We start from the raw sequence: 18,200 nt of genomic DNA, 5'->3' as shown, positions 1-18,200 counted from the left end.
ACTTGCCGTAATCCTTCGCCCCCTAAATCCCCCAAATTTGGGGGACTTTGAACGTTGATCAGGGTTCTAAACTCTGGAAGTTTTTTTTGCTTAAAGTCCCCCAAATTTGGGGGATTTAGGGGGCTGAAGCCGACTAGAACGAAGTGAGCATGGACTTGTGTGTACACCGTAGGGTAGAGGATGGAGGATGGAGGAGGGAGGAGGGAGAACTTCGATGGTTTGTTCCCCCTTTGGGGTAATCCGCTGCGCGAGGAGGGGTGAGGGAAATCTTGCTCTAAAGTCCCTCAGAATTGGCAGTTTGGAGGGCAGAAGATGTAAACACCGAAGCGAAAAACCTTCATCAAATTCGCCTTGCTTACCATTCAGCTTTTATTAGGTTTACTTGAAGTCATTAGCTCTGAAGTTGAGGGTCTGTGAGGGTTTGGGGGCACCCTTGCTGTATCAATGATCTTAAAACGAATCGCCCCCTTCATCTCATCAAAGCGAAATTTTTTACCTACCCATGACTATGAAGATTCTTCTCAGTGCTGCGATCGTTCCTCTCTCACTTGGATTTGCTCTTTTCTCTAGCTCGTCTGCGACGGCTCAATCCCTTAAGCTGACGGATGCCAAACCGACGTTGATCAGTCAAGCCTTCAAGCCTACCAAACGGGGTGCACCCAAAACGACGGCCGGGGGAGCCACTCGCGGATCTTGTCTTCCGGGCGGCCGGCCTTTAACGGCACTGATGCCCCCCGGAAATCTGAGTTTGACGATTGCGCCACGCCCTACTTTTTTCTGGTCTGTGCCCAAGACAACTATTCAGACGGCTCAATTTCTCTTGCTGTCAGACAACGACACGAAGATTGTTTACGAAGCAACGCTACTCTTGCCTGCGGCCGGAATTGTCGAATTTACGCTCCCCGCAACTGCTCCCGCGCTCGAAGTGGGCAAACAGTATCACTGGTATCTGACGATCGCTTGTAGTCCTGATGCGCCTGATAATGGGTTGCGGTCTGAAGGTTGGGTCGAACGCACAAAGCTAGAGCCAGCCTTATCTCAGGCGTTGAAGGTATCAAGACCTGAACAATATTCCAAAATTTATGCAGAAGCAGGCATTTGGCACGAAGCACTAACCGTTTTGGTCAATCAGCGGCGCACTAATTCTAGAGATTCTAAGGTAATGGACAATTGGAAGAAACTGCTGGAGTCAGTTGGGTTAAATCAGGTTGTGACTCAGCCTTTGGCGGGGAGTTCTAGACCTAGGGGATAGGGATGAGGGATGAAAGTTATTCACTAGACTCTTAGGAACGTGAGTCTATTAACCTGAGATTCTCTAGATAAGCTTGGTCAGTTGATTTTGGCTTCGTTTGAATGGGTTGCAGCCCCTAAATCCCCTAAATTTGGGAGACTTTGAAGCTCAAACCCGTTTTGAATTTCAGAATTTTTTTGATCTCAAAGTCCCCCAGCATGGGGGATTTAGGGGGCGAAGTAACTTGGCGATAAACGATCTTATTTAATTTACGATCCTTAGCTTTAACATTTCTTACTCCATTCTTAATGGTTACTTTTTGCTGTTCACACAACATTGCTGTTCATATAAAAAGGTGGCACCAAGCTGTTAACTTCGCACCACCCATAACCTTCACCTACAAACTTAGAAAAACTGTTTAGACAACCTTAAAAAACTGGTTAGAATGGCGCGATCGCTCTAAATTCTGACGCCAGGGCATCTAGAAGTTGCTGGTCGCCGCGCTGTTTGGCCATCTGTATCCGATGGGTGAGACTACGCTGAATGTTGGCGTTGTGGATGTGCCCGACTTCTTGCAAGATGTGAAGAGGACGATCGACGGTTCGTACCTTTCGGGACTCAGAACAGGACTCACGACCAGACTTGTTAGTAGCCAAACCCTTGATGCTGTCGGCTGGCTGAAAATTGGTGGGGAGGTTTGCACCCAGTGCGGTGTGACACTGCCAACCACCAACCACAAAAGGGCTAATCAGTTCGCTTTCTCTGACTTCCAGCGTAGGGGCGTGGAATTGATAACTGGCGCTGCGGTGAGAGGGTCGCATAGGATAACACTGGGCTGGGGTTCCGAGATTTCTGTAGTTTAAGCTACCGTTTGTAATTCAAGTATCCAACTTTAGAAAGATTTAAGCAAGAGGAAATCCCGCAGATTTAAGTGTTTCTAATCGCCCAAACGATGATTTGCACAAACGCCGCTTGAATCCCACTGCAACTCAGCCAACAGCAGCGAACTAAACCCGATGAGAATGCCAGTGGTCAAAAATTGCCAGCCCCCAACGTAGGGTAGAGCGGCAATTCCTAGAAGATGTACGAGCGCTACGAGGAAAAAGGCCCGCGATCGCATCTTTAGCCCTGTATACAGGTAGCCGAGTGCATTGAGTCCTAGCCAGAGCGTGCAGAGTTGCGCCAAGACCTGTCCCCAACCGAGAAAAACGCTCAGGTTAGTTAGTACCAAACCTCCAAGCATCAAGATGACCCAGGCGGCAATGACTTGATTTAACGGCTCGATCGTTGTCCAGCGGCGGGCAAGTTTGACCATGATTGCAGTGCCGATGAGCGTCAGTCCTGACCAGAGAATGGCTTGAGTGCCCCAGTCGATCGCGGCAAACTGTGCGGTGATGAAAATGATGGCTGAGATTAGCCCCCACAATAGACAGGCTTGATCGATTCGAGTATAAAAAGTTGACAAAACTGTTGTGTCACCTAGCTGCCAGTGAATGCGCCACAAACCCGGCAAATCTTCGATTTCAAAGGCAGAGTGTTTGCGACGAATTAAAGGTGTTTTTAGATCAAAAAAGTCATTTTCAAATCGGATTGTCTGAAACATGGTGAAGTATATTTTGACTATTCTTTGAAGTGGATGCGTTTCTTTTGGAATTTGTTATTCCCTTCAGCGTACATTCATCATTGCGAAATAGCCAGGGCGGTCACTCTATCAACTGAGGCGACTTCAAGAGTTCTTTGCTCCATCATCAGCTACAGATCAAAAACAAAATTTACCTATTTTGAGAGATCAATTGCGAGATTTTGTATCTAAAAAAACGAATCGGGACGGCAAACAAGACCAGCCCCGATCGTTCTTATAAATCTCTAGCGTTTCAGCGAAATAACTGTCAGCTTTTCATCACTCTATCCGTTTACAATTTCGCCACCATTGGGGTGCAAGATTTGACCCGACATGTACGAAGAATCGTCAGAGGCAAGAAACACATAGCAAGGAGCTACTTCTTCTGGCTGACCTGCTCGCTGCATCGGCACCTGTTGACCAAACTTCTCCACCTTCTCTTCTGGAAAAGTCGAAGGAATTAATGGAGTCCAAATCGGCCCCGGCGCAACCCCATTTACTCGAATTCCCTTCTTCACAAGTGACTGAGACAGGGAACGTGTAAAAGCTACGATCGCTCCTTTTGTGGACGAATAATCGAGCAGTTGTTGATTACCTTGATAGGCGGTAACAGAAGTCGTGTTGATAATAACGCTACCTGATTGAAGGTGAGGCAAAGCCGCTTTGGTTAAAAAGAACATCGCAAAAATATTAGTGCGAAAGGTGCGTTCTAACTGCTCGGCGGTGATGTTTTCAATGCTTTCTTGAGGGTGCTGCTCGGCGGCATTGTTAACCAGAATCTCCAGGTGCCCAAATTCAGCGATCGTCTTTTGAACTGCCTGTTTACAAGTTTGCTCGTCACCCAAATCTCCAGGTAATAATAGGCAGCGTCGTCCTTCTTTTTCGACCATTTTTGCGGTCTCTTGAGCATCATCGTCTTCGTTGAGATAGGCGATCGCGACATCTGCGCCTTCTTTCGCGTAGAGAACGGCCACCGCACGACCAATGCCGCTGTCGCCCCCCGTGATCAGAGCCACTTTGTTGAGTAACTTTTCACTTCCTTTGTAGTGAAACCCCTGGCTACGGGGCAAGGGTTGCATTTCAGACTCTTTTCCGGGACGTTGATCTTGATGTTGAGCAGGCTGTTGTGTTTCTGCGGTTTGAGACATGAGATTTCTCCTACTAAATTGTTTGGTTTGTTATGGGTTTGATGAAGTTGAATTAGCGCGAATTTGATCAAACGCTTCGCTAATTGTTAACCCAAAACTTCTCCTATATCCCCGCTAAAGGGAAGAGTTTGAGCCGATTTTGTCCTAAAGTTTGTCATTTTGTAGAGGACAAAGAATCTAGACGGTGAAGCGAAAGAATTGACTCAAATTTAGATGAGATCAGACAAACAAAAATCCCAAAAAATAAGCTTCTTGGGATAATATTGGGGAGTTGTATCGCAGGTTTATTTATTCGGCTTTTAGGAGAACAAAATACTCACATCTGCTCAAGTTCTCCTTCTCTTTCTACCTGCTAATCACCAAAAATTAGCAACAAGGTAGAGAGATCTAACGCCAAACTTGTTCTCCATCTTCGTTCAATCTTGCCATACGAATCATGTCCGAAATCTCTTCGGCATCTTTGACATGGTGTAGTGGCTTCTTCTCACCCTCTGGCGTTTCAAAAACAAAGTAGGTCGGAACCACAATGTGATCACCCGTGATATCAGGAGCATCTACAGCCACCTGTTGAGCCTTTTCTTCGAGCGATTTCGATTCGTCAATGCGATCGCCAGGATTGCTCGCCAAATATTCTTTATCCAACTCTTCTCTGTGTGCTCGTTTTTGCTCTGGATCGACCTCTTGGGGAGTCATCGGTTGGTTGATCCCAGATTGATTATCAGCAGGCTTTGAGTCCTTGTTCATAACAGTTACATCTCAAATTTCATGAGTACAAATATAAAAAAAAAGAGGCACGATCGCCTCCTTCAAATGAGTGAATAATTGAGTACTCCAAAAGCAGGAGAATTGAGCCTCTAACAATCGAGAAGTAGACTCCTACGGACGATGCTTTGGCCCATAACCAATAACCGCAACCTTGTGACGATAAATTAGTTCTGCACCGTACCATCCTGTAATTGCAATCAGCGTCGCTACAATCAGCGAGAGGATCAATCCAGTGGGCAAAATTGCCCCAGTTTGGTTGCCCCACCTCAACCAAAAGCTTGCTGCTGAAATTACCAGAGCCGCCACGTTTCCGGTCATGTGGGCCCAGCCTGCACTGTGTTCACGAACGCGATCGATTTTCACAAAGTCGCTCATTCCAGTCGCCGCAGCCACCAATCCTGAAACGATCCCGGCTCCGATTAGCCAAAAAGAAGCTCTTGCCCAAAAAGAATCACTGGTGAGCCAGTAGCCAACATCAGTGCCCAGAGCGCCCGTGAGAAAAGCGATCGGAAACGTGACTAACAAAGGGTGAAGAGGATGGCCAGCGATCGCAACGGTACTGGGGACACCGCTATCTCGATATTCTGCCTCATCCGCCTCAATAATGGGAGGAATGCTAGGGGTTCTTGCGCGTGTCATAAGGGTCTCCTGTGGGGTGAGAAAGTGAGGTTAAATAGTTGCTATCGGCTTTGAGAAAATTCTCTTGATAAGTTGATCACGAGGCAGAAAATTGCTCTACATGGGCTTCGCTTTCCAGGGTTAACTTTCCTGGTTGAGCGTCCAATTTTTTAAGTTTCAAAGCCATGCCTTCTAGCTCAAAGTTTTGGAGATCTAGTAGACTCTTAGCTTGTTCTAAAAGCGCGTTTGTCAACTCAGGAGGAAGGTCTTGTCCTTCTGTATAGTGCAGATCTTCTAATAGGACTTGCTGACCATCTGGACTGACTCTAGGAACTGCCGTAAAAGCAACTCGCTTTCTCTCTTGGGTGTCCTGTAAAATCACATCAGTACTCAGGGCGATTTTGCCTTCTCCAGGTAGACCAAATTCAACTTTTTGGGTGTCTACTGTCGCGACTTGACCATTGACATGAACATCCAAATTTTGCATTTTCTCACCAATAAAATCGGATTGAAAAGCACGATTAATATCTGCTTCTGTCAAAACAACATAAGCTTCCGCTTCGGTCGGACGGTTTAACTCAATCTTGCCAAAAGCAGCACTCAACGGATTGATCGAAACGCTTCCAGTATTCACCTGCATTTCTTCGATCCGGAGGTCTTGCTGCATGACCATCCCTTCTGCTTTGATGGAAACTGAATCAACCGCTCCTGAAACTAGCTTTAGCGGATCGGTTTCAATTTCTACATCCAATTTTTCGACTTCATCTAGTTGGCTAGAAATTCCTATTTCTGCAACCTTGTTGAGGGCTTGCTCTCCCAAATCGGGCATCTGATCGCTCCTTTGCCTATCGTTCTATGGCGATACTTTAAGACATCACCAAGACAAACCGAATCTACAACGCGATAGAGAGGCGGAGCGATCGTTCTCTACCTTTAGAGCAAAGAGCGGCATCATTGAGAACAACTGAGTTTAATGTGAATGCGGTGCAAAATTTTCGCTTCGGTATCCAGCACTTCCGCTCCCCAAGCTGCCAATTCTAGTTTAGTTCAACTCTCTAGCCTTTCTGGTTTGGGCGGGTAGATCGGTCAAATAGCGAGGAAGCTCAACCAAAAAAGTCGATCCCTGCCTCAGTTGGCTCGCAACGGAAATTTCTCCCTCCATTAGATCCGTTAGTGCTTTGGTGATGGCTAACCCCAATCCTGTTCCGCCCTGGCAGCGGGTCGCAGTCTGGTTGATTTGTCGAAATTCTTGAAAGATTGACTTGAGATCTTGGTCAGCGATGCCAATTCCGGTGTCTCGAACGGCGATCGCCACTCGATCATCTCGCCACACTTCCACTTCGATCGTGACCCATCCCTGGTCTGTGAACTTAATCGCATTTGAAAGCAGATTGGCAAGAATTTGTCGAACTCGCTTGCGATCGTTAACAATCTCTAATTCTTGAGGCAAATGGACTTGTATTTGAATATTTTTCTGATTTTTTTGCAGTTTCAGGTCTTCGACTAGAGTTGTCACAAGCTCACATAAATCAAATGATTCTAGGTGAAGTTCTAATTGTCGCGATCGTAGTTTTGAAAAGTCTAAAATGTCCTCAATCAGCGTCAGTAAATGTTGACCGTTTTGAAAAATTCGCTCGATCATCCTCAAGTGCTGTGGCTCAAATCGATGGTGAAATTGGCGCAGCAGAAGGTTTGAAAATCCCAGAATCGCATTCATCGGAGTGCGTAATTCGTGAGACATCGTAGCGATGAATTGTGATTTTAAGCGATCGGCTTCAACCAATTCCAGATTTTGAAGCTGCATTTGTTGAAGTTGCTGCTCCATTTGTTTGCGAGCCGTGATGTTACGCGCTAGCCAACGAAGCGCGATCGGGCAATTTTGACAATCTTTAACGACTGATATCGTCAGCGCTGCATCAAAAGAAATTTGGTTGTTAGTGATTAGCTTGATTTCCCATTCTTGAATGCGATCGACCGTCTGTAATTGTAGTAGCAACGATCGAAAAGCTTGCTGATAATCTCCACGCACAAAACTTTCTAAAACCTTGCCCACCAAGCACTTTGAGTTTAGGCTAAAAAGCTCTGATGCAGCCTGGTTTGCTTCTTGAATCTTGCCGTAGATATCAGTAATTAAATAAGCATCGGGAGCAAATTCAAATAAGTCTTGATAGCGGTGATACTCAGTTTCTAGCGTCTCCCGGACGTGGTTGAGGTGCTCATTTTGTTGATAGAGAACCCCTTCAGCGGCCCTCAGTTCTTCAAGGGCAGTCGAGAGCGCCGCCAAGTAACCAAGTAGGCTAGATTGTCCAACAGAGTCCTCACTGACGGCTTTATACAACTCAGCTTCACGCTGTTCTATTTGCTCTAAATGTCTGACGATTAGGGTGCGATCGTCTGTATTTCTTTGTTCATCCATGTCATTGCCCAATACAAAAAATTGCTCTTTGACAGGAAAAATTGTGTTCAGATCAATTGCCTGAAAACAGTTTTAGAACTTGCCTCTCAAATGGAATTAAGCGTGAGAAATTAATTGATTACTGATTGATTACAGTGAGTAGCAAATCGTTTTAGTTAGCGTTTTACTTCCTTCTGGAGAGGCTAAACAGTTAATCAATTTCTGTTTTTTAATGAATTTAATCCAAATTCAGCAATCTCTATTGAATTAGTAAATTTTTATTAAATTCTTACTTGTTTCTGACAGTTAGATTGTTGCAGGGCTGTAATGATTTGCAATCCGCTTTTGGGCTGAGATGAGGGAGTTTCTAAGTAATCAACTTATAAATGAGCTAATTTCTCCCTCGCTTCTCAGCTTGTTTAATTAATCGACTGGATGAAAGTAGAAGGCTAATCCCAGCACTACGTAGGCAGCAAGTAACAAAGTACCTTCGAGCCAGTTCGATCGCCCATCAGAGCTAATCGAATTGGTGATCAAAACTGCCACCGCAACAGCGACTAATTCAAATGGGTTGAAGTTTAAATCCATTGGCTTTCCCAAAATCCAGCCCACGATCACTAGAAGCGGAGCTACAAACAAGGCAATTTGCAGACTCGACCCGACGGCGACTGAGACGGAGAGATCCATTTTGTCTTTCATGGCTACTGTGACCGCTGTTGCATGTTCCGCAGCGTTGCCAATAATCGGCAGCAAAATCACGCCCGTAAATAGGGCAGTCAATCCTAATTTAGAGGTGGCTTCTTCTAGGCTATCGACCAGAAGTTCGGACTCGATCGCCACCAGCAGCGTGCAGGCTAATAAAACTCCCACCCAAAGCCAGAGATTGACGGTGTGGCGATCCGTTTCTCCGGTCAGGTTGGCGGAGGCGATTTCGACAACTTCCTGTTCTGCGACCCCGGCATCATAGAGATAGGTGTGGGTTTTCATAGAAAACAGCAGTGTCAAACAGTAAACAGCAATCAGCACAAAGGCAACCGAAACGGAGAGTTTCTGAATCGTCAGGTCACTGATCCCCGTTGAGGTGTAGTTGACCGCTGTCGGCAGCAATAGCGCAATCACAGCCAGATTCATCGAAGATGCATTGACCCGCGCGACGATCGGCTGAAATTCCTGTTCTTTGTGGCGCAGTCCTCCCAGCAGCATCGATAGCCCCATCACGAGCAGCAAGTTACCAATAATTGATCCCGTGAGACTGGCTTTGACGACATCGATCAGTCCCGCGTTAAGGGCAACCAAGGCAATGATCAATTCCGTTGCGTTGCCAAAGGTGGCATTGAGCAGTCCGCCCAGGGTGGCTCCTACGACTACGGCAATTTCTTCGGTGGCGGTGCCCATCCAGGCGGCCAGAGGTAGAATCGCCAAACCTGCCGTGACAAAGACGACCAGCGATCCCCAATGCAGAAAGTGAGCCGCGATCGACACAGGCACAAACAGCAGCAGGAAAATAAAAATTAGATTTTTGACTGACATTAAAACTTCTCAATCGGTGAAGGGAGTTCGTCGGGATCTAGAATACCTAGTCGATCGCAACGCTTTGTAGGAAGTTGCTTCTTTTGATTTGAGTCGTCGGTTTGAGGCACCAATTTGAGCCAAACAATTTGAGCAACAATTTGAGTTACAAATCCTTTCGAGGTCTGAAGCGATCGTAAAGTCTTGTACAAAACTCTTAAGCCATCCTTAAGTTGACTTCTGCTTTGCGGTTCAATCAGTTATGTTGCAGGTTCCGATTCCTTTTGAAAGGCCGAGTGAAACGCCTGACTATCGATCGCTCTGCCTTTTCAAAAATCTGTAGCGCTTGAGAATGTAACGCTTAAGACTGACCTGATCCCCCAAATTCTAAGCGCTGAGTCAGATTTGTCTGTGAGAAGGGTTTCGCTATAGTTCCGTTTGATTGAAACTGATTCAAACTCTGAAAATCGGTTTCCCGTTAAGTTTTTATCCAATTTCAAAGCTGTTTTAAGCTGATCCTTTGGTCTTCTACCCTGGCTGCGGCGATCGTGTTTTTGACGAAGCTTGCGAATCGCCCGCGATTAAAGTCTTGCTGTATAGTACAAATGAATTACGTTAGCTAGAGGCAATTTGTTTGATTCTGCCTCTACAGCAGGCTTTACCCCATCTCCCTAACCCCAAAAACTTTCTCTATGACTTCGATTTTTGATGCCTCACTCGATTTGTGTGCCCCCGCAACGAATGCAGCAAGTTTGCAGAATGGCGATCCCCAGCGTCTTGATCTCACCCCAGACGAAAACCATCCCCTCAAAACGGCGATCGGTGTTTACGTCACGATTCATGGGCACTTTTACCAGCCGCCCCGCGAAAATCCTTATTTGGATGCGATCGAGCGTCAGCCCAGTGCGTCCCCCTTTCACGACTGGAACGAGCGAATCCACCACGAATGCTATCGCCCCAACGCCTTTGCCCGCATTCTCAACGACCAGGGCGAACTGGTGGGGATCGTCAACAACTACGAATATTTGAGCTTCAACATTGGCCCGACGTTGATGAGTTGGATCGAGCGTCACGATGTCGAAGTCTACCAACGAATTCTCGAAGCCGATCGCAAAAGCTGTGCGCGACTGAATGGACACGGTAACGCGATCGCTCAAGCTTACAATCACATGATCTTGCCTCTGGCTAACGATCGCGACAAACGCACTCAGATTCGCTGGGGGAAAGCCGACTTTCGATCGCACTTTGGTCGTGATCCCGAAGGTATGTGGCTCGCTGAAACTGCCGTAGACTATCCCACGCTTGAAGCTTTGGTAGACGAAGGCGTTCAATTTATCATTTTGGCTCCCTTCCAGGCTCAACGCTGTCGGGCGATCGACGCTCCCAACTGGATCGAAGTCGGCGGTGGTCAGATTGATACGACTCGTCCTTACCGATGTTTCTTGAACAGTGAGGAGAGAGGAGAGAGGAGTGAGGAGTCAGAACGCCGCTATATTGACATCTTCTTTTACGATGGGCCGATTTCTCGCGATATGGGATTTGATACCGCTCTCAGCAGTTCTCATAATCTGGCGGGGCGATTGGGTCAGGCGGTGCGCGGGGATCATCGTCCGACTCAGCTAATTGCGGCGGCAACCGATGGCGAAACCTTTGGACACCACAAAGGCGGGACTGAGAAATGTCTGGCCTACGCCTTCGAGCATGAATTTTCTCGTAAAGGCTGGACGGTCACTAACTTTGCCCACTACCTCAGCCTCAACACGCCTACCTGGGAAGTCGAACTCAAACCCGTCACGGCCTGGAGTTGTGCCCACGGAGTCGATCGCTGGCAAGACGACTGTGGCTGCGCGAGTGGCGGCGGATGGCACCAAAAATGGCGGCGACCTTTGCGCGATTCTCTTGACTGGCTGCGGGATCAACTGGTCAAAGTCTACGAAGAGACGGGCAAGAAATTCTTTAAAGATGTCTGGTTGACGAGGGATGAGTACATTCAGGTGGTGCGCGATCGCTCTCCTGCCAATGTCAATCGATTTCTTGCTCAACATCAGCGCCACAAACTCAGCGCGATCGAACGCATCGACGCGCTACGACTGTTAGAAATGCAGCGTCACGCCATGCTGATGTACACGAGTTGCGGCTGGTTTTTTGAGGAGCTTTCTCGCCCCGAAGGAACGCAAATTCTTCGTTACGCTTCCAGAGCGCTAGAGCTGGCCGGAGATGTGGCAGGCGTGCAGCTTGAAAAAGGCTTTGTGAAACGGCTGGCGCTGGCTCCCAGTAATGTAGATTGCTTTAAAAATGGAGCAGAAGTCTATCGGCAGTTGGTGATCTCGGCACAGATTAACTTTGAGCAAGTCGCTGCCCACTACGCGATCAGTTCTTTGTTCCAGACCTTTACGAGAGAACAGCGCGTTTACTGCTATGCCGCTCACCAGTTAGATTACCAGCTTCAGCGCATGGGATCGCTCACTCTCGCTGTCGGACAGCTTCAACTCACGTCCGAAATTACTCGCGAGACGGAGCATTTGGCTTTTGCGGTGCTGCATTTGGGCGGCTGGGATTTCCACTGTTGCATTCAGCCTTTTGCCGGCCGCAGGACTTACGCTCAACTTAAGGATTCTCTGTTTGGCTCTCTCAAGCAGGCGAGTGCGGCGCAGACCATTTTGGCGATGAATCAGATGTTTGGCAACCAGTCTCACAGTCTGCAAAATTTATTTGCCGAAGAACGCCATCGAATTATGCGCCTCTTGAGTCAAGAAACGTTGACCCGATTGGATCAGCTTTATACACAGGTCTATCGCGATAACTACGGCGTTTTGATGGCGTTTCATCGGGACGAATTGCCCGTTCCACAAGAATTGCAGGTCGCGGCTGAGATTGCTTTGGGTCATCGCTTACTTGTCGCTCTACGATCGCTCGAACAAGACCACAGCGATCCCGATAGCCTGGAACTTAGCGCCAGTCGAATTGCCGAATTGGATGCGATCGCCACCGAAGCCAACCATCTACACTGTCAGCTAAATCTTCCCGAAGTCAAACAAACCCTCGAAAGATTGGTGCGGCGATCGCTCTGGAATTTGTTGAATCCGATTGATCCCCAGACGGCTGAGATGGAGATTCACTGTATTGAGCAGTTGATTGAGTTTGGGCAAAAGCTTCAATTCAATTTGACAATGGCTCAAGCTCAAGAGTTGTATTATGTCTGGCTGCGATCGACTGAGGAAAGGGAACGATCGCCCCAACTTCTAGCGTTAGGCAAAAAATTAGCGGTAGACGTTGAGATCTAGCCGCTTTCAGAGTTCTGGTTGAGATGATTTGTGTTTGTTTTGGGATAGAGATTTAACCGTCTTCTATCCCTTTTTTGCGTAAATGTCTTAAAGTCTCCCATAAATGGGAGTTAGGAGGCAGAAACGGTTAGTGACGAGGCGAAGAAATCGAGTTTTTATTTTGAAGAAACCGCCTACAAATTGCGCTGAAACTCTTCTAGCAAATCCATCAAACTGACCTGACACTGCATCGGCACCAGATCGCTCAAGGGCACTTCTCGCTTGCCGCCTCCTAATTTAATGGGAATGCTTTGCAGAACTTTGAGAATCTGATCTTCCTGGATCGGGCCGCTGGAGAGCAGAGGATAGAGCTTTTCTGCCAAGACGGTGTGGAGATGAGCGTCTGACAGATAGAGATGCCATTTAGCAACATCGATGTAGACATTTTCACCAATTTCGGCGGCTAGATTCTCGATCGCTTCAGAGGTACTTAGGGTTGCCATAAAAAAAGTCAGTTTAGAGTTGTTTTGTATCCGATCTTTTTAGCGTCTGGCTAGTTGCAAAAACTCTACTTTTTGGCTGATTTCGTCACTTTTTCTTTCGGCTTAAAGCCTGTTGCGGGCGCGGGTGTAGCGGGAGACGGTTCAGCATAGTCGGCGATCGCAAACACATAGATGGCATGAGCCACCAAAATCGCCGCCCAACCGCCCGTTACTCCAACTGCCCAGGGCCAATCGTGATTTTGAATGATCTTAAAAAACCACAACCCCGAATTACAGGCAGTGAATAGCGGCACATGAGTTGCAAAGGTCATGCGATCGTCCAGGCGACGATAATCAGCGTCTTTGCGATCGGGAATACGAGACCAACGGGGAGGCATAGGACAAAACCTTGTAAATAGCTGACTACCTTTATGTTAGCGGGTTGCCGTTCTCTCTACTCAGGAACGATCGCGGAGAACAAAGCTGAATAGTCGGCATCGGATAACCCCAAGGCGATCGCTCGCTCCAAAACTTTCTGAACGCCTTCGACATTGCTGACTTCGAGCTTTGCAGACTGGGCGGCTGTGAGAAATAGATTGATATCTTTTTGCAAATGTTTGGTCGGAAAGTTGGGCTTGGAGTAGTCACGATCGCGCATTCGCTGTAATTTCTTATCAAACGTTGGGGCATACAGCGCACTCTGTCTAAGAATTCTCATAAAAGCTTCGATCTCCACGCCCTGAGCCGCCACCAATCCCAAACTGGCCGCAAACGCACTCGTCAGAGATCCAATAAGCTGGTTGAGCGACAATTTTACCGCCGCCGCCGATCCGACTGAACCTAAGAGAACGGGATCTGATCCCAAAACTTGCAGCACGGGTAGCCAGCGATCGAACTGTTGTGGCTCTGCGCCCACCATGATCATGAGTGAACCCGATTGCGCTTCGGGAATGCTGCCCAACACAGGGGCTTCTAAGTAGTCGCCGCCCGCAGCTACCACCTGATCTCGAATGGCTTGACTTTCTAAAGGCGCGATCGTCCCCATCTGAATCACCGTTTTTCTAGTCAGCTTTGCAGCATCAGAAAGCAGTGTGGTCTGAATCGCTGAAGCATCCGTGAGCATGAGAATCACACAGTCTGAGTTGGCGATCGCCTCTTGGGGAGAAGGAGCGATGGCTGCTCCCGTCAAAGATTCCAGTTTAGAAGCGGTACGATTGTAGACCGTGAGCGAGTGCCCCGCATCGATCAAACGCTGTGCCATTGGTAGCCCCATCAGCCCGATTCCTAAAAAGCCAATCTTCACCATTTCACCTCTCAAATTTAGACGCTTGATCTTCGATAGTTTAGACCGATCAACAAGCGCTCTAGGAATTTAGAAGCGATTCCTTCACGCCCGATCGTTTATTCTTCATTCCCGATCGTTTATTCTTCTCGCCCAACGGCTAATGGTTCATTCCCGATCGTTTATTCTTCTTGCCCAACGGCTAATCCTTCATTCCCGATCGTTTATTCTTCTCGCCCGATCGTTTATTCTTCTCGCCCGATCGTTTATCCTTCATCCCTCTCTTAGGATCGTGAATTAAATAAGATCGTTTATTGCTAAGTTACTTCGCCCCCTAAATCCCCCATGCTGGGGGACTTTGAGATCAAAGAAATTCTGGAATTCAAAACGGGTTTGAGCTTCAAAGTCCCCCATTTTTGGGGGATTTAGGGGGCTGCAACCCATTGAAACGAGGCCAAAATCAACTGACCAAGCCTATTTAGAGAATCTCAGGTTAATAAACTCGCGTTCCTTGACGAAGTACCAACCCCCCAACTCCACCATTCTCCACCCCATCTCCCCACAGCGTCACAGTTTGCGCTATGACTAAGATCGGTCCAGAAATTTCTGAGTATGTTACGGCTAACCGAAATCAAGCTTCCCCTTGATCACGCTGACGATGAGATCAAGACAGCCATTCTCAAAAAGCTACAAATCAGTCCCAAAGACCTGATCCGCTATTCGATCTTCAAACGCAGCTACGACGCTCGAAAGAAAGACGTGATCGCTCTGGTTTACATTTTGGATGTGGAAACGCCTCAAGAGCAGCGCCTGCTTCAACGCTTCAAAAAAGACCCTCATGTGATGGTCACTCCCGATATTAGCTATCGTTCTGTTGCTCAAGCACCCAGCGATTTGACGTTACGCCCGATCGTCATTGGCAGCGGCCCCTGTGGCATATTTGCGGCTCTGATGCTGTCGAGAATGGGATTTCGCCCGATCGTGTTAGAACGCGGCAAATCGGTAAAAGAACGCACCGCCGACACCTTTGGCTTTTGGAAAAAGAGAGAAGACTTTAATCCAGAGTCCAACGCGCAGTTTGGCGAAGGCGGCGCGGGCACATTTTCAGATGGCAAACTCTACAGCCAGGTGCGAGACTCTCAACACTACGGGCGCAAGGTCTTAAACGAACTTGTCAATGCGGGCGCTTCTCCAGAAATTCTCTACATTAACAAACCGCACATTGGCACCTTCAAGCTGGTGGGCATTGTCGAAAAAATGCGGGCGACGATCGAGTCTCTCGGTGGCGAAATTCGCTTTCAAAGTCGGGTGGAGTCGATCGACATTCAAGCCGGACAGGTGAGAGGCGTGACGTTGGCAAATGGGGAATATCTCCGCAGCGATCATGTCGTTCTCGCAGTGGGACACAGTGCCAGAGATACCTTTCAGATGCTCTTCGATCGCGGCGTTTATATCGAATCCAAACCCTTCTCGATCGGCTTTCGAGTCGAGCATCCCCAAACGTTGATTGATCAGTGCCGCTTTGGCGAAAAAGCAGGTCACAAACTTCTGGGCGCGGCAGATTATAAACTGGTTCACCACTGTCAAAACGGGCGATCGGTCTATAGTTTCTGCATGTGTCCGGGTGGATTGGTTGTGGCTGCCACGTCCGAACCGGGGCGAGTCGTCACCAACGGCATGAGCCAATATTCTCGCAATGAGCGCAACGCCAACAGTGGGATCGTGGTCGGCATCACCCCCGACGATTATCCCGGTCATCCGCTCGCAGGCATTGACTTTCAGCGTCGCTTGGAATCACGAGCGTTTGAGTTGGGTGGAGGCACCTACGAAGCGCCAGGGCAGTTGGTCGGGGACTTTATCGCCGATCGTCCCTCTCAGTCCTTGGGAAGCGTCAAGCCATCTTATGCGCCAGGTGTACATTTGGGCGATTTGAGTCAGAGTTTGCCAGAGTATGCGATCGCTGCCATCCGCGAAGCTCTCCCTGCTTTTGACAAACAGATCGCTGGATTTGCTATGCACGATGCCGTCTTGACTGGAGTCGAAACTCGCACCTCTTCACCCATTCGCATCAAGCGCAAAGAAGATTATCAGAGCCTCAACACTCAAGGACTCTATCCCGCTGGAGAAGGAGCCGGATACGCAGGAGGCATTCTCTCGGCGGGCATCGACGGGATCAAAGTCGCGGAGGCCGTCGCCCTCAACATCGTGAATTCTAGAAACTAAAAAATCACAAGGTCTAAAATTCCCGATGATTTAGCAAGCTGGCATCTTCTCGTTGATTGATTGCCTCATTCACTCGCTGCCACAAGTCTTGATCTTGGCGATAAAGGCTCAGAGCGGCGATCGCGTCCTTAGCGTCCTGAATCCGTCTGCTCGTAACCAGCGACAGCAAAAAGTCTAACGGCTCGTCTTGTCGAAGCATCGCGATCGCCAGCAGTCCGGTTTGTCTGAGTTCTGCATCTTTGACTTGGTGCCACCAGGTTTGAAGAATGGGAAAGGCTTCGGGTAGGCGACTCTCACCCAGAGCCATCGCGGCCACTTCTGCAATCTCGGTGTCTTCGCGCAGAGGAGATGATTTGCGGGCGTAAAGTTGGCGAGTCACGAGAGAAAGCGATCGCCCCGGTGCCAACGTCAGCAGCCCCAACAGACACTCAGAAATCACGGGTGGCTGATCCCCAACCTGGACTCTCAATCGCAACAGCGGAACGCCTCGATCGTCGTTGGTGTAGGTGATGGCTCGTGCAGCGGCGACTCGTGCATCTGTCTCTGGATCGGCCAGGAGGTCAGCGAGTTCGCTCCAAACGTGGGGATAGTTCATTCTCACCAATCCCAGCGCGCAGACTCCCCTCAAACTCGCTGCGGTATCTTGCTTGTCTTTCCAGACTGCCTCCATCTGGACATGCCGAATGCCCCGCAAAAACAGGTCTTCATTGCTGTAGTTGAGTTGATAGAGCGCCTTCGCAATCCGAAATTTTGCCTGACAGCCTTGATCCGTTTCAGCAGGATTGACCATCAACCGATCGAAGGCTTCGCCCAAAGCTGGCATGAGATCATACAGTTCAGCGTCACCAATAATTTTGGCGGCTTGAGAAACGGCGATCGCAAACTTACTCTTGAGAACTTGATGCAGTGTAGCGATCGCTTCCTCCGACGTTGGATCAGTCCGCACAGCCGTCAAAAGTGCCAGAGTTTCTTCAAGCTTGCGTGACTTTGCCATTGGGAAGACCGAAGACCAGGGACATGAGACGCGAGATAGCGAACCAGGAATTTTTGATGCTGATTCTTCTAAAAAGTCTAACGTCTCCTGCCCAGCGTCTATCTCAAAACTCAACGCCCGACGCGCAGATCGTCAAAATTTCAGGTCTGCAAAGCTTGATGGTAACAGCGATCCCCTGTGCCCCTTCGCCTTCGAGATCTTCGACATAGCCGGGATACGCTTTCCTAGCTTCTAATGCGCTGTTAAACGGGCCAAAATAGTAAGTGCACTGGGGATCAGCCGTGGTAATCTCAACCCACCAGCGATTGAGCATCGCCCGAATAAATCCCGCCATCACCTGTTTGAAAATGTTGAACAGTTTCATGATTGATTTTTGGATTTTAGTGTTGTAAGAATTTTTTGATCGCGTTGCACCGCTCAGATCACTTTCGGCATTCTTCGTTCTCTGACGACTGCTCGACAACTTCGATCGCTGCGTGCTTAAAAGTAACCCTACTCTTTCATGTGTAGCGTTTCCGTTAGCGATGTCAAGTCAAATGTCAGAAATTTGTAACAATCTTTTTACAGCAAATCGCAGGTCGTCGCGTCGTGTTTATACCTTGAGGAGGAAGTGTCGCTACCTCCAGAGGTATAGGCTAGTCTAGCCCGGCCAGGAAAGGGGTAGAAAAC

At 48.3% G+C, this 18,200-nt stretch carries 17 protein-coding genes; 3 read left to right on the top strand and 14 right to left on the bottom strand.

Annotation, left to right across the window (positions count from 1 at the left end):
• The first annotated feature begins 508 nt into the window (after positions 1–508).
• Positions 509–1,252, top strand: coding sequence for a DUF928 domain-containing protein (locus tag ACKFKF_RS24920; RefSeq protein ID WP_446870152.1), 744 nt, complete (start codon positions 509–511; stop codon positions 1,250–1,252).
• 419 nt (positions 1,253–1,671) lie between these two features.
• Here the strand turns inward: ACKFKF_RS24920 and ACKFKF_RS24915 are convergent, their stop codons facing one another.
• The 9 genes from ACKFKF_RS24915 to ACKFKF_RS24875 form a co-directional block, all read right to left on the bottom strand.
• Positions 1,672–2,052, bottom strand: a complete 381-nt coding sequence (locus ACKFKF_RS24915) for a hypothetical protein (protein WP_446870151.1) — start codon at positions 2,050–2,052, stop codon at positions 1,672–1,674.
• 116 nt (positions 2,053–2,168) lie between these two features.
• Complete coding sequence (locus ACKFKF_RS24910; RefSeq protein WP_446859827.1) at positions 2,169–2,834, bottom strand: hypothetical protein; 666 nt, start codon at positions 2,832–2,834, stop codon at positions 2,169–2,171.
• Positions 2,835–3,136: 302 nt separating this feature from the next.
• Complete coding sequence (locus ACKFKF_RS24905; RefSeq protein ID WP_446870150.1) at positions 3,137–4,000, bottom strand: SDR family oxidoreductase; 864 nt, start codon at positions 3,998–4,000, stop codon at positions 3,137–3,139.
• 387 nt (positions 4,001–4,387) lie between these two features.
• Positions 4,388–4,744, bottom strand: a complete 357-nt coding sequence (locus ACKFKF_RS24900) for a hypothetical protein (protein WP_446859825.1) — start codon at positions 4,742–4,744, stop codon at positions 4,388–4,390.
• A gap of 132 nt (positions 4,745–4,876) precedes the next feature.
• Complete coding sequence (locus tag ACKFKF_RS24895; RefSeq protein ID WP_446859824.1) at positions 4,877–5,404, bottom strand: DUF2231 domain-containing protein; 528 nt, start codon at positions 5,402–5,404, stop codon at positions 4,877–4,879.
• 76 nt (positions 5,405–5,480) lie between these two features.
• Positions 5,481–6,212, bottom strand: a complete 732-nt coding sequence (locus ACKFKF_RS24890) for an LmeA family phospholipid-binding protein (RefSeq protein ID WP_446870149.1) — start codon at positions 6,210–6,212, stop codon at positions 5,481–5,483.
• 213 nt (positions 6,213–6,425) lie between these two features.
• Positions 6,426–7,799, bottom strand: a complete 1,374-nt coding sequence (locus ACKFKF_RS24885; RefSeq protein WP_446870148.1) for an ATP-binding protein — start codon at positions 7,797–7,799, stop codon at positions 6,426–6,428.
• Positions 7,800–8,201: 402 nt separating this feature from the next.
• The gene (cax, locus tag ACKFKF_RS24880; protein WP_446859820.1) at positions 8,202–9,308 is read right to left on the bottom strand and encodes a calcium/proton exchanger; all 1,107 of its coding nucleotides are present in this window, start codon (positions 9,306–9,308) and stop codon (positions 8,202–8,204) included.
• Positions 9,308–9,499 (bottom strand): hypothetical protein, encoded by a 192-nt coding sequence (locus ACKFKF_RS24875; protein ID WP_446870147.1) that lies wholly within the window; start codon positions 9,497–9,499, stop codon positions 9,308–9,310. The genes cax and ACKFKF_RS24875 overlap by 1 nt, the downstream gene beginning before the upstream one ends.
• Positions 9,500–9,979: 480 nt before the next feature.
• Between ACKFKF_RS24875 and ACKFKF_RS24870 the strand changes: the two genes are divergently transcribed.
• Positions 9,980–12,571: a DUF3536 domain-containing protein gene (locus ACKFKF_RS24870; RefSeq protein ID WP_446870146.1), complete on the top strand. Its 2,592-nt coding sequence runs from the start codon at positions 9,980–9,982 to the stop codon at positions 12,569–12,571.
• Positions 12,572–12,744: 173 nt separating this feature from the next.
• On the opposite strand, the gene ACKFKF_RS24865 is transcribed toward ACKFKF_RS24870, so the two are convergent.
• The 3 genes from ACKFKF_RS24865 to ACKFKF_RS24855 all read right to left on the bottom strand — a co-directional run bounded on the left by ACKFKF_RS24865 (position 12,745) and on the right by ACKFKF_RS24855 (position 14,338).
• Entirely contained in the window at positions 12,745–13,053 is a 309-nt protein-coding gene (locus ACKFKF_RS24865; protein ID WP_446870145.1) for a DUF3181 family protein, read from the bottom strand.
• A gap of 65 nt (positions 13,054–13,118) precedes the next feature.
• Positions 13,119–13,430: a 2TM domain-containing protein gene (locus ACKFKF_RS24860; protein ID WP_446870144.1), complete on the bottom strand. Its 312-nt coding sequence runs from the start codon at positions 13,428–13,430 to the stop codon at positions 13,119–13,121.
• A gap of 56 nt (positions 13,431–13,486) precedes the next feature.
• Positions 13,487–14,338 carry an NAD(P)-dependent oxidoreductase gene (locus ACKFKF_RS24855; RefSeq protein WP_446870143.1) on the bottom strand — a complete coding sequence of 284 codons (852 nt, stop codon included), beginning with the start codon at positions 14,336–14,338 and terminating at the stop codon, positions 13,487–13,489.
• Positions 14,339–14,926: 588 nt separating this feature from the next.
• On the opposite strand from ACKFKF_RS24855, the gene ACKFKF_RS24850 reads away from it, so the two are divergent.
• Positions 14,927–16,537: an NAD(P)/FAD-dependent oxidoreductase gene (locus ACKFKF_RS24850; protein WP_446870142.1), complete on the top strand. Its 1,611-nt coding sequence runs from the start codon at positions 14,927–14,929 to the stop codon at positions 16,535–16,537.
• Between the two features lie 13 nt (positions 16,538–16,550).
• Here ACKFKF_RS24850 and ACKFKF_RS24845 read toward each other — a convergent pair whose 3' ends face one another.
• Both ACKFKF_RS24845 and ACKFKF_RS24840 read right to left on the bottom strand, forming a co-directional pair.
• A complete protein-coding gene (locus ACKFKF_RS24845; RefSeq protein ID WP_446870141.1) occupies positions 16,551–17,531 on the bottom strand; it encodes a HEAT repeat domain-containing protein in 981 nt (326 codons plus the stop codon).
• A gap of 103 nt (positions 17,532–17,634) precedes the next feature.
• Positions 17,635–17,895, bottom strand: coding sequence for a DUF1816 domain-containing protein (locus tag ACKFKF_RS24840; RefSeq protein ID WP_446870140.1), 261 nt, complete (start codon positions 17,893–17,895; stop codon positions 17,635–17,637).
• Positions 17,896–18,200: the final 305 nt, after the last annotated feature.

This window comes from Phormidesmis sp. 146-12, assembly GCF_052939495.1.
Note: the sequence above shows the minus strand (reverse complement) of the source record. Positions and strands in the feature narration are given on the sequence as shown.

Coding starts and splice junctions, on each gene's coding strand:
- ACKFKF_RS24920 (WP_446870152.1), top strand. CDS start 509: ATGAAGATTCTTCTCAGTGCTGCGATCGTTCCTCTCTCACTTGGATTT.
- ACKFKF_RS24915 (WP_446870151.1), bottom strand. CDS start 2,052: ATGCGACCCTCTCACCGCAGCGCCAGTTATCAATTCCACGCCCCTACG.
- ACKFKF_RS24910 (WP_446859827.1), bottom strand. CDS start 2,834: ATGTTTCAGACAATCCGATTTGAAAATGACTTTTTTGATCTAAAAACA.
- ACKFKF_RS24905 (WP_446870150.1), bottom strand. CDS start 4,000: ATGTCTCAAACCGCAGAAACACAACAGCCTGCTCAACATCAAGATCAA.
- ACKFKF_RS24900 (WP_446859825.1), bottom strand. CDS start 4,744: ATGAACAAGGACTCAAAGCCTGCTGATAATCAATCTGGGATCAACCAA.
- ACKFKF_RS24895 (WP_446859824.1), bottom strand. CDS start 5,404: ATGACACGCGCAAGAACCCCTAGCATTCCTCCCATTATTGAGGCGGAT.
- ACKFKF_RS24890 (WP_446870149.1), bottom strand. CDS start 6,212: ATGCCCGATTTGGGAGAGCAAGCCCTCAACAAGGTTGCAGAAATAGGA.
- ACKFKF_RS24885 (WP_446870148.1), bottom strand. CDS start 7,799: ATGGATGAACAAAGAAATACAGACGATCGCACCCTAATCGTCAGACAT.
- cax (WP_446859820.1), bottom strand. CDS start 9,308: ATGTCAGTCAAAAATCTAATTTTTATTTTCCTGCTGCTGTTTGTGCCT.
- ACKFKF_RS24870 (WP_446870146.1), top strand. CDS start 9,980: ATGACTTCGATTTTTGATGCCTCACTCGATTTGTGTGCCCCCGCAACG.
- ACKFKF_RS24865 (WP_446870145.1), bottom strand. CDS start 13,053: ATGGCAACCCTAAGTACCTCTGAAGCGATCGAGAATCTAGCCGCCGAA.
- ACKFKF_RS24860 (WP_446870144.1), bottom strand. CDS start 13,430: ATGCCTCCCCGTTGGTCTCGTATTCCCGATCGCAAAGACGCTGATTAT.
- ACKFKF_RS24855 (WP_446870143.1), bottom strand. CDS start 14,338: ATGGTGAAGATTGGCTTTTTAGGAATCGGGCTGATGGGGCTACCAATG.
- ACKFKF_RS24850 (WP_446870142.1), top strand. CDS start 14,927: ATGTTACGGCTAACCGAAATCAAGCTTCCCCTTGATCACGCTGACGAT.
- ACKFKF_RS24845 (WP_446870141.1), bottom strand. CDS start 17,531: ATGGCAAAGTCACGCAAGCTTGAAGAAACTCTGGCACTTTTGACGGCT.
- ACKFKF_RS24840 (WP_446870140.1), bottom strand. CDS start 17,895: ATGAAACTGTTCAACATTTTCAAACAGGTGATGGCGGGATTTATTCGG.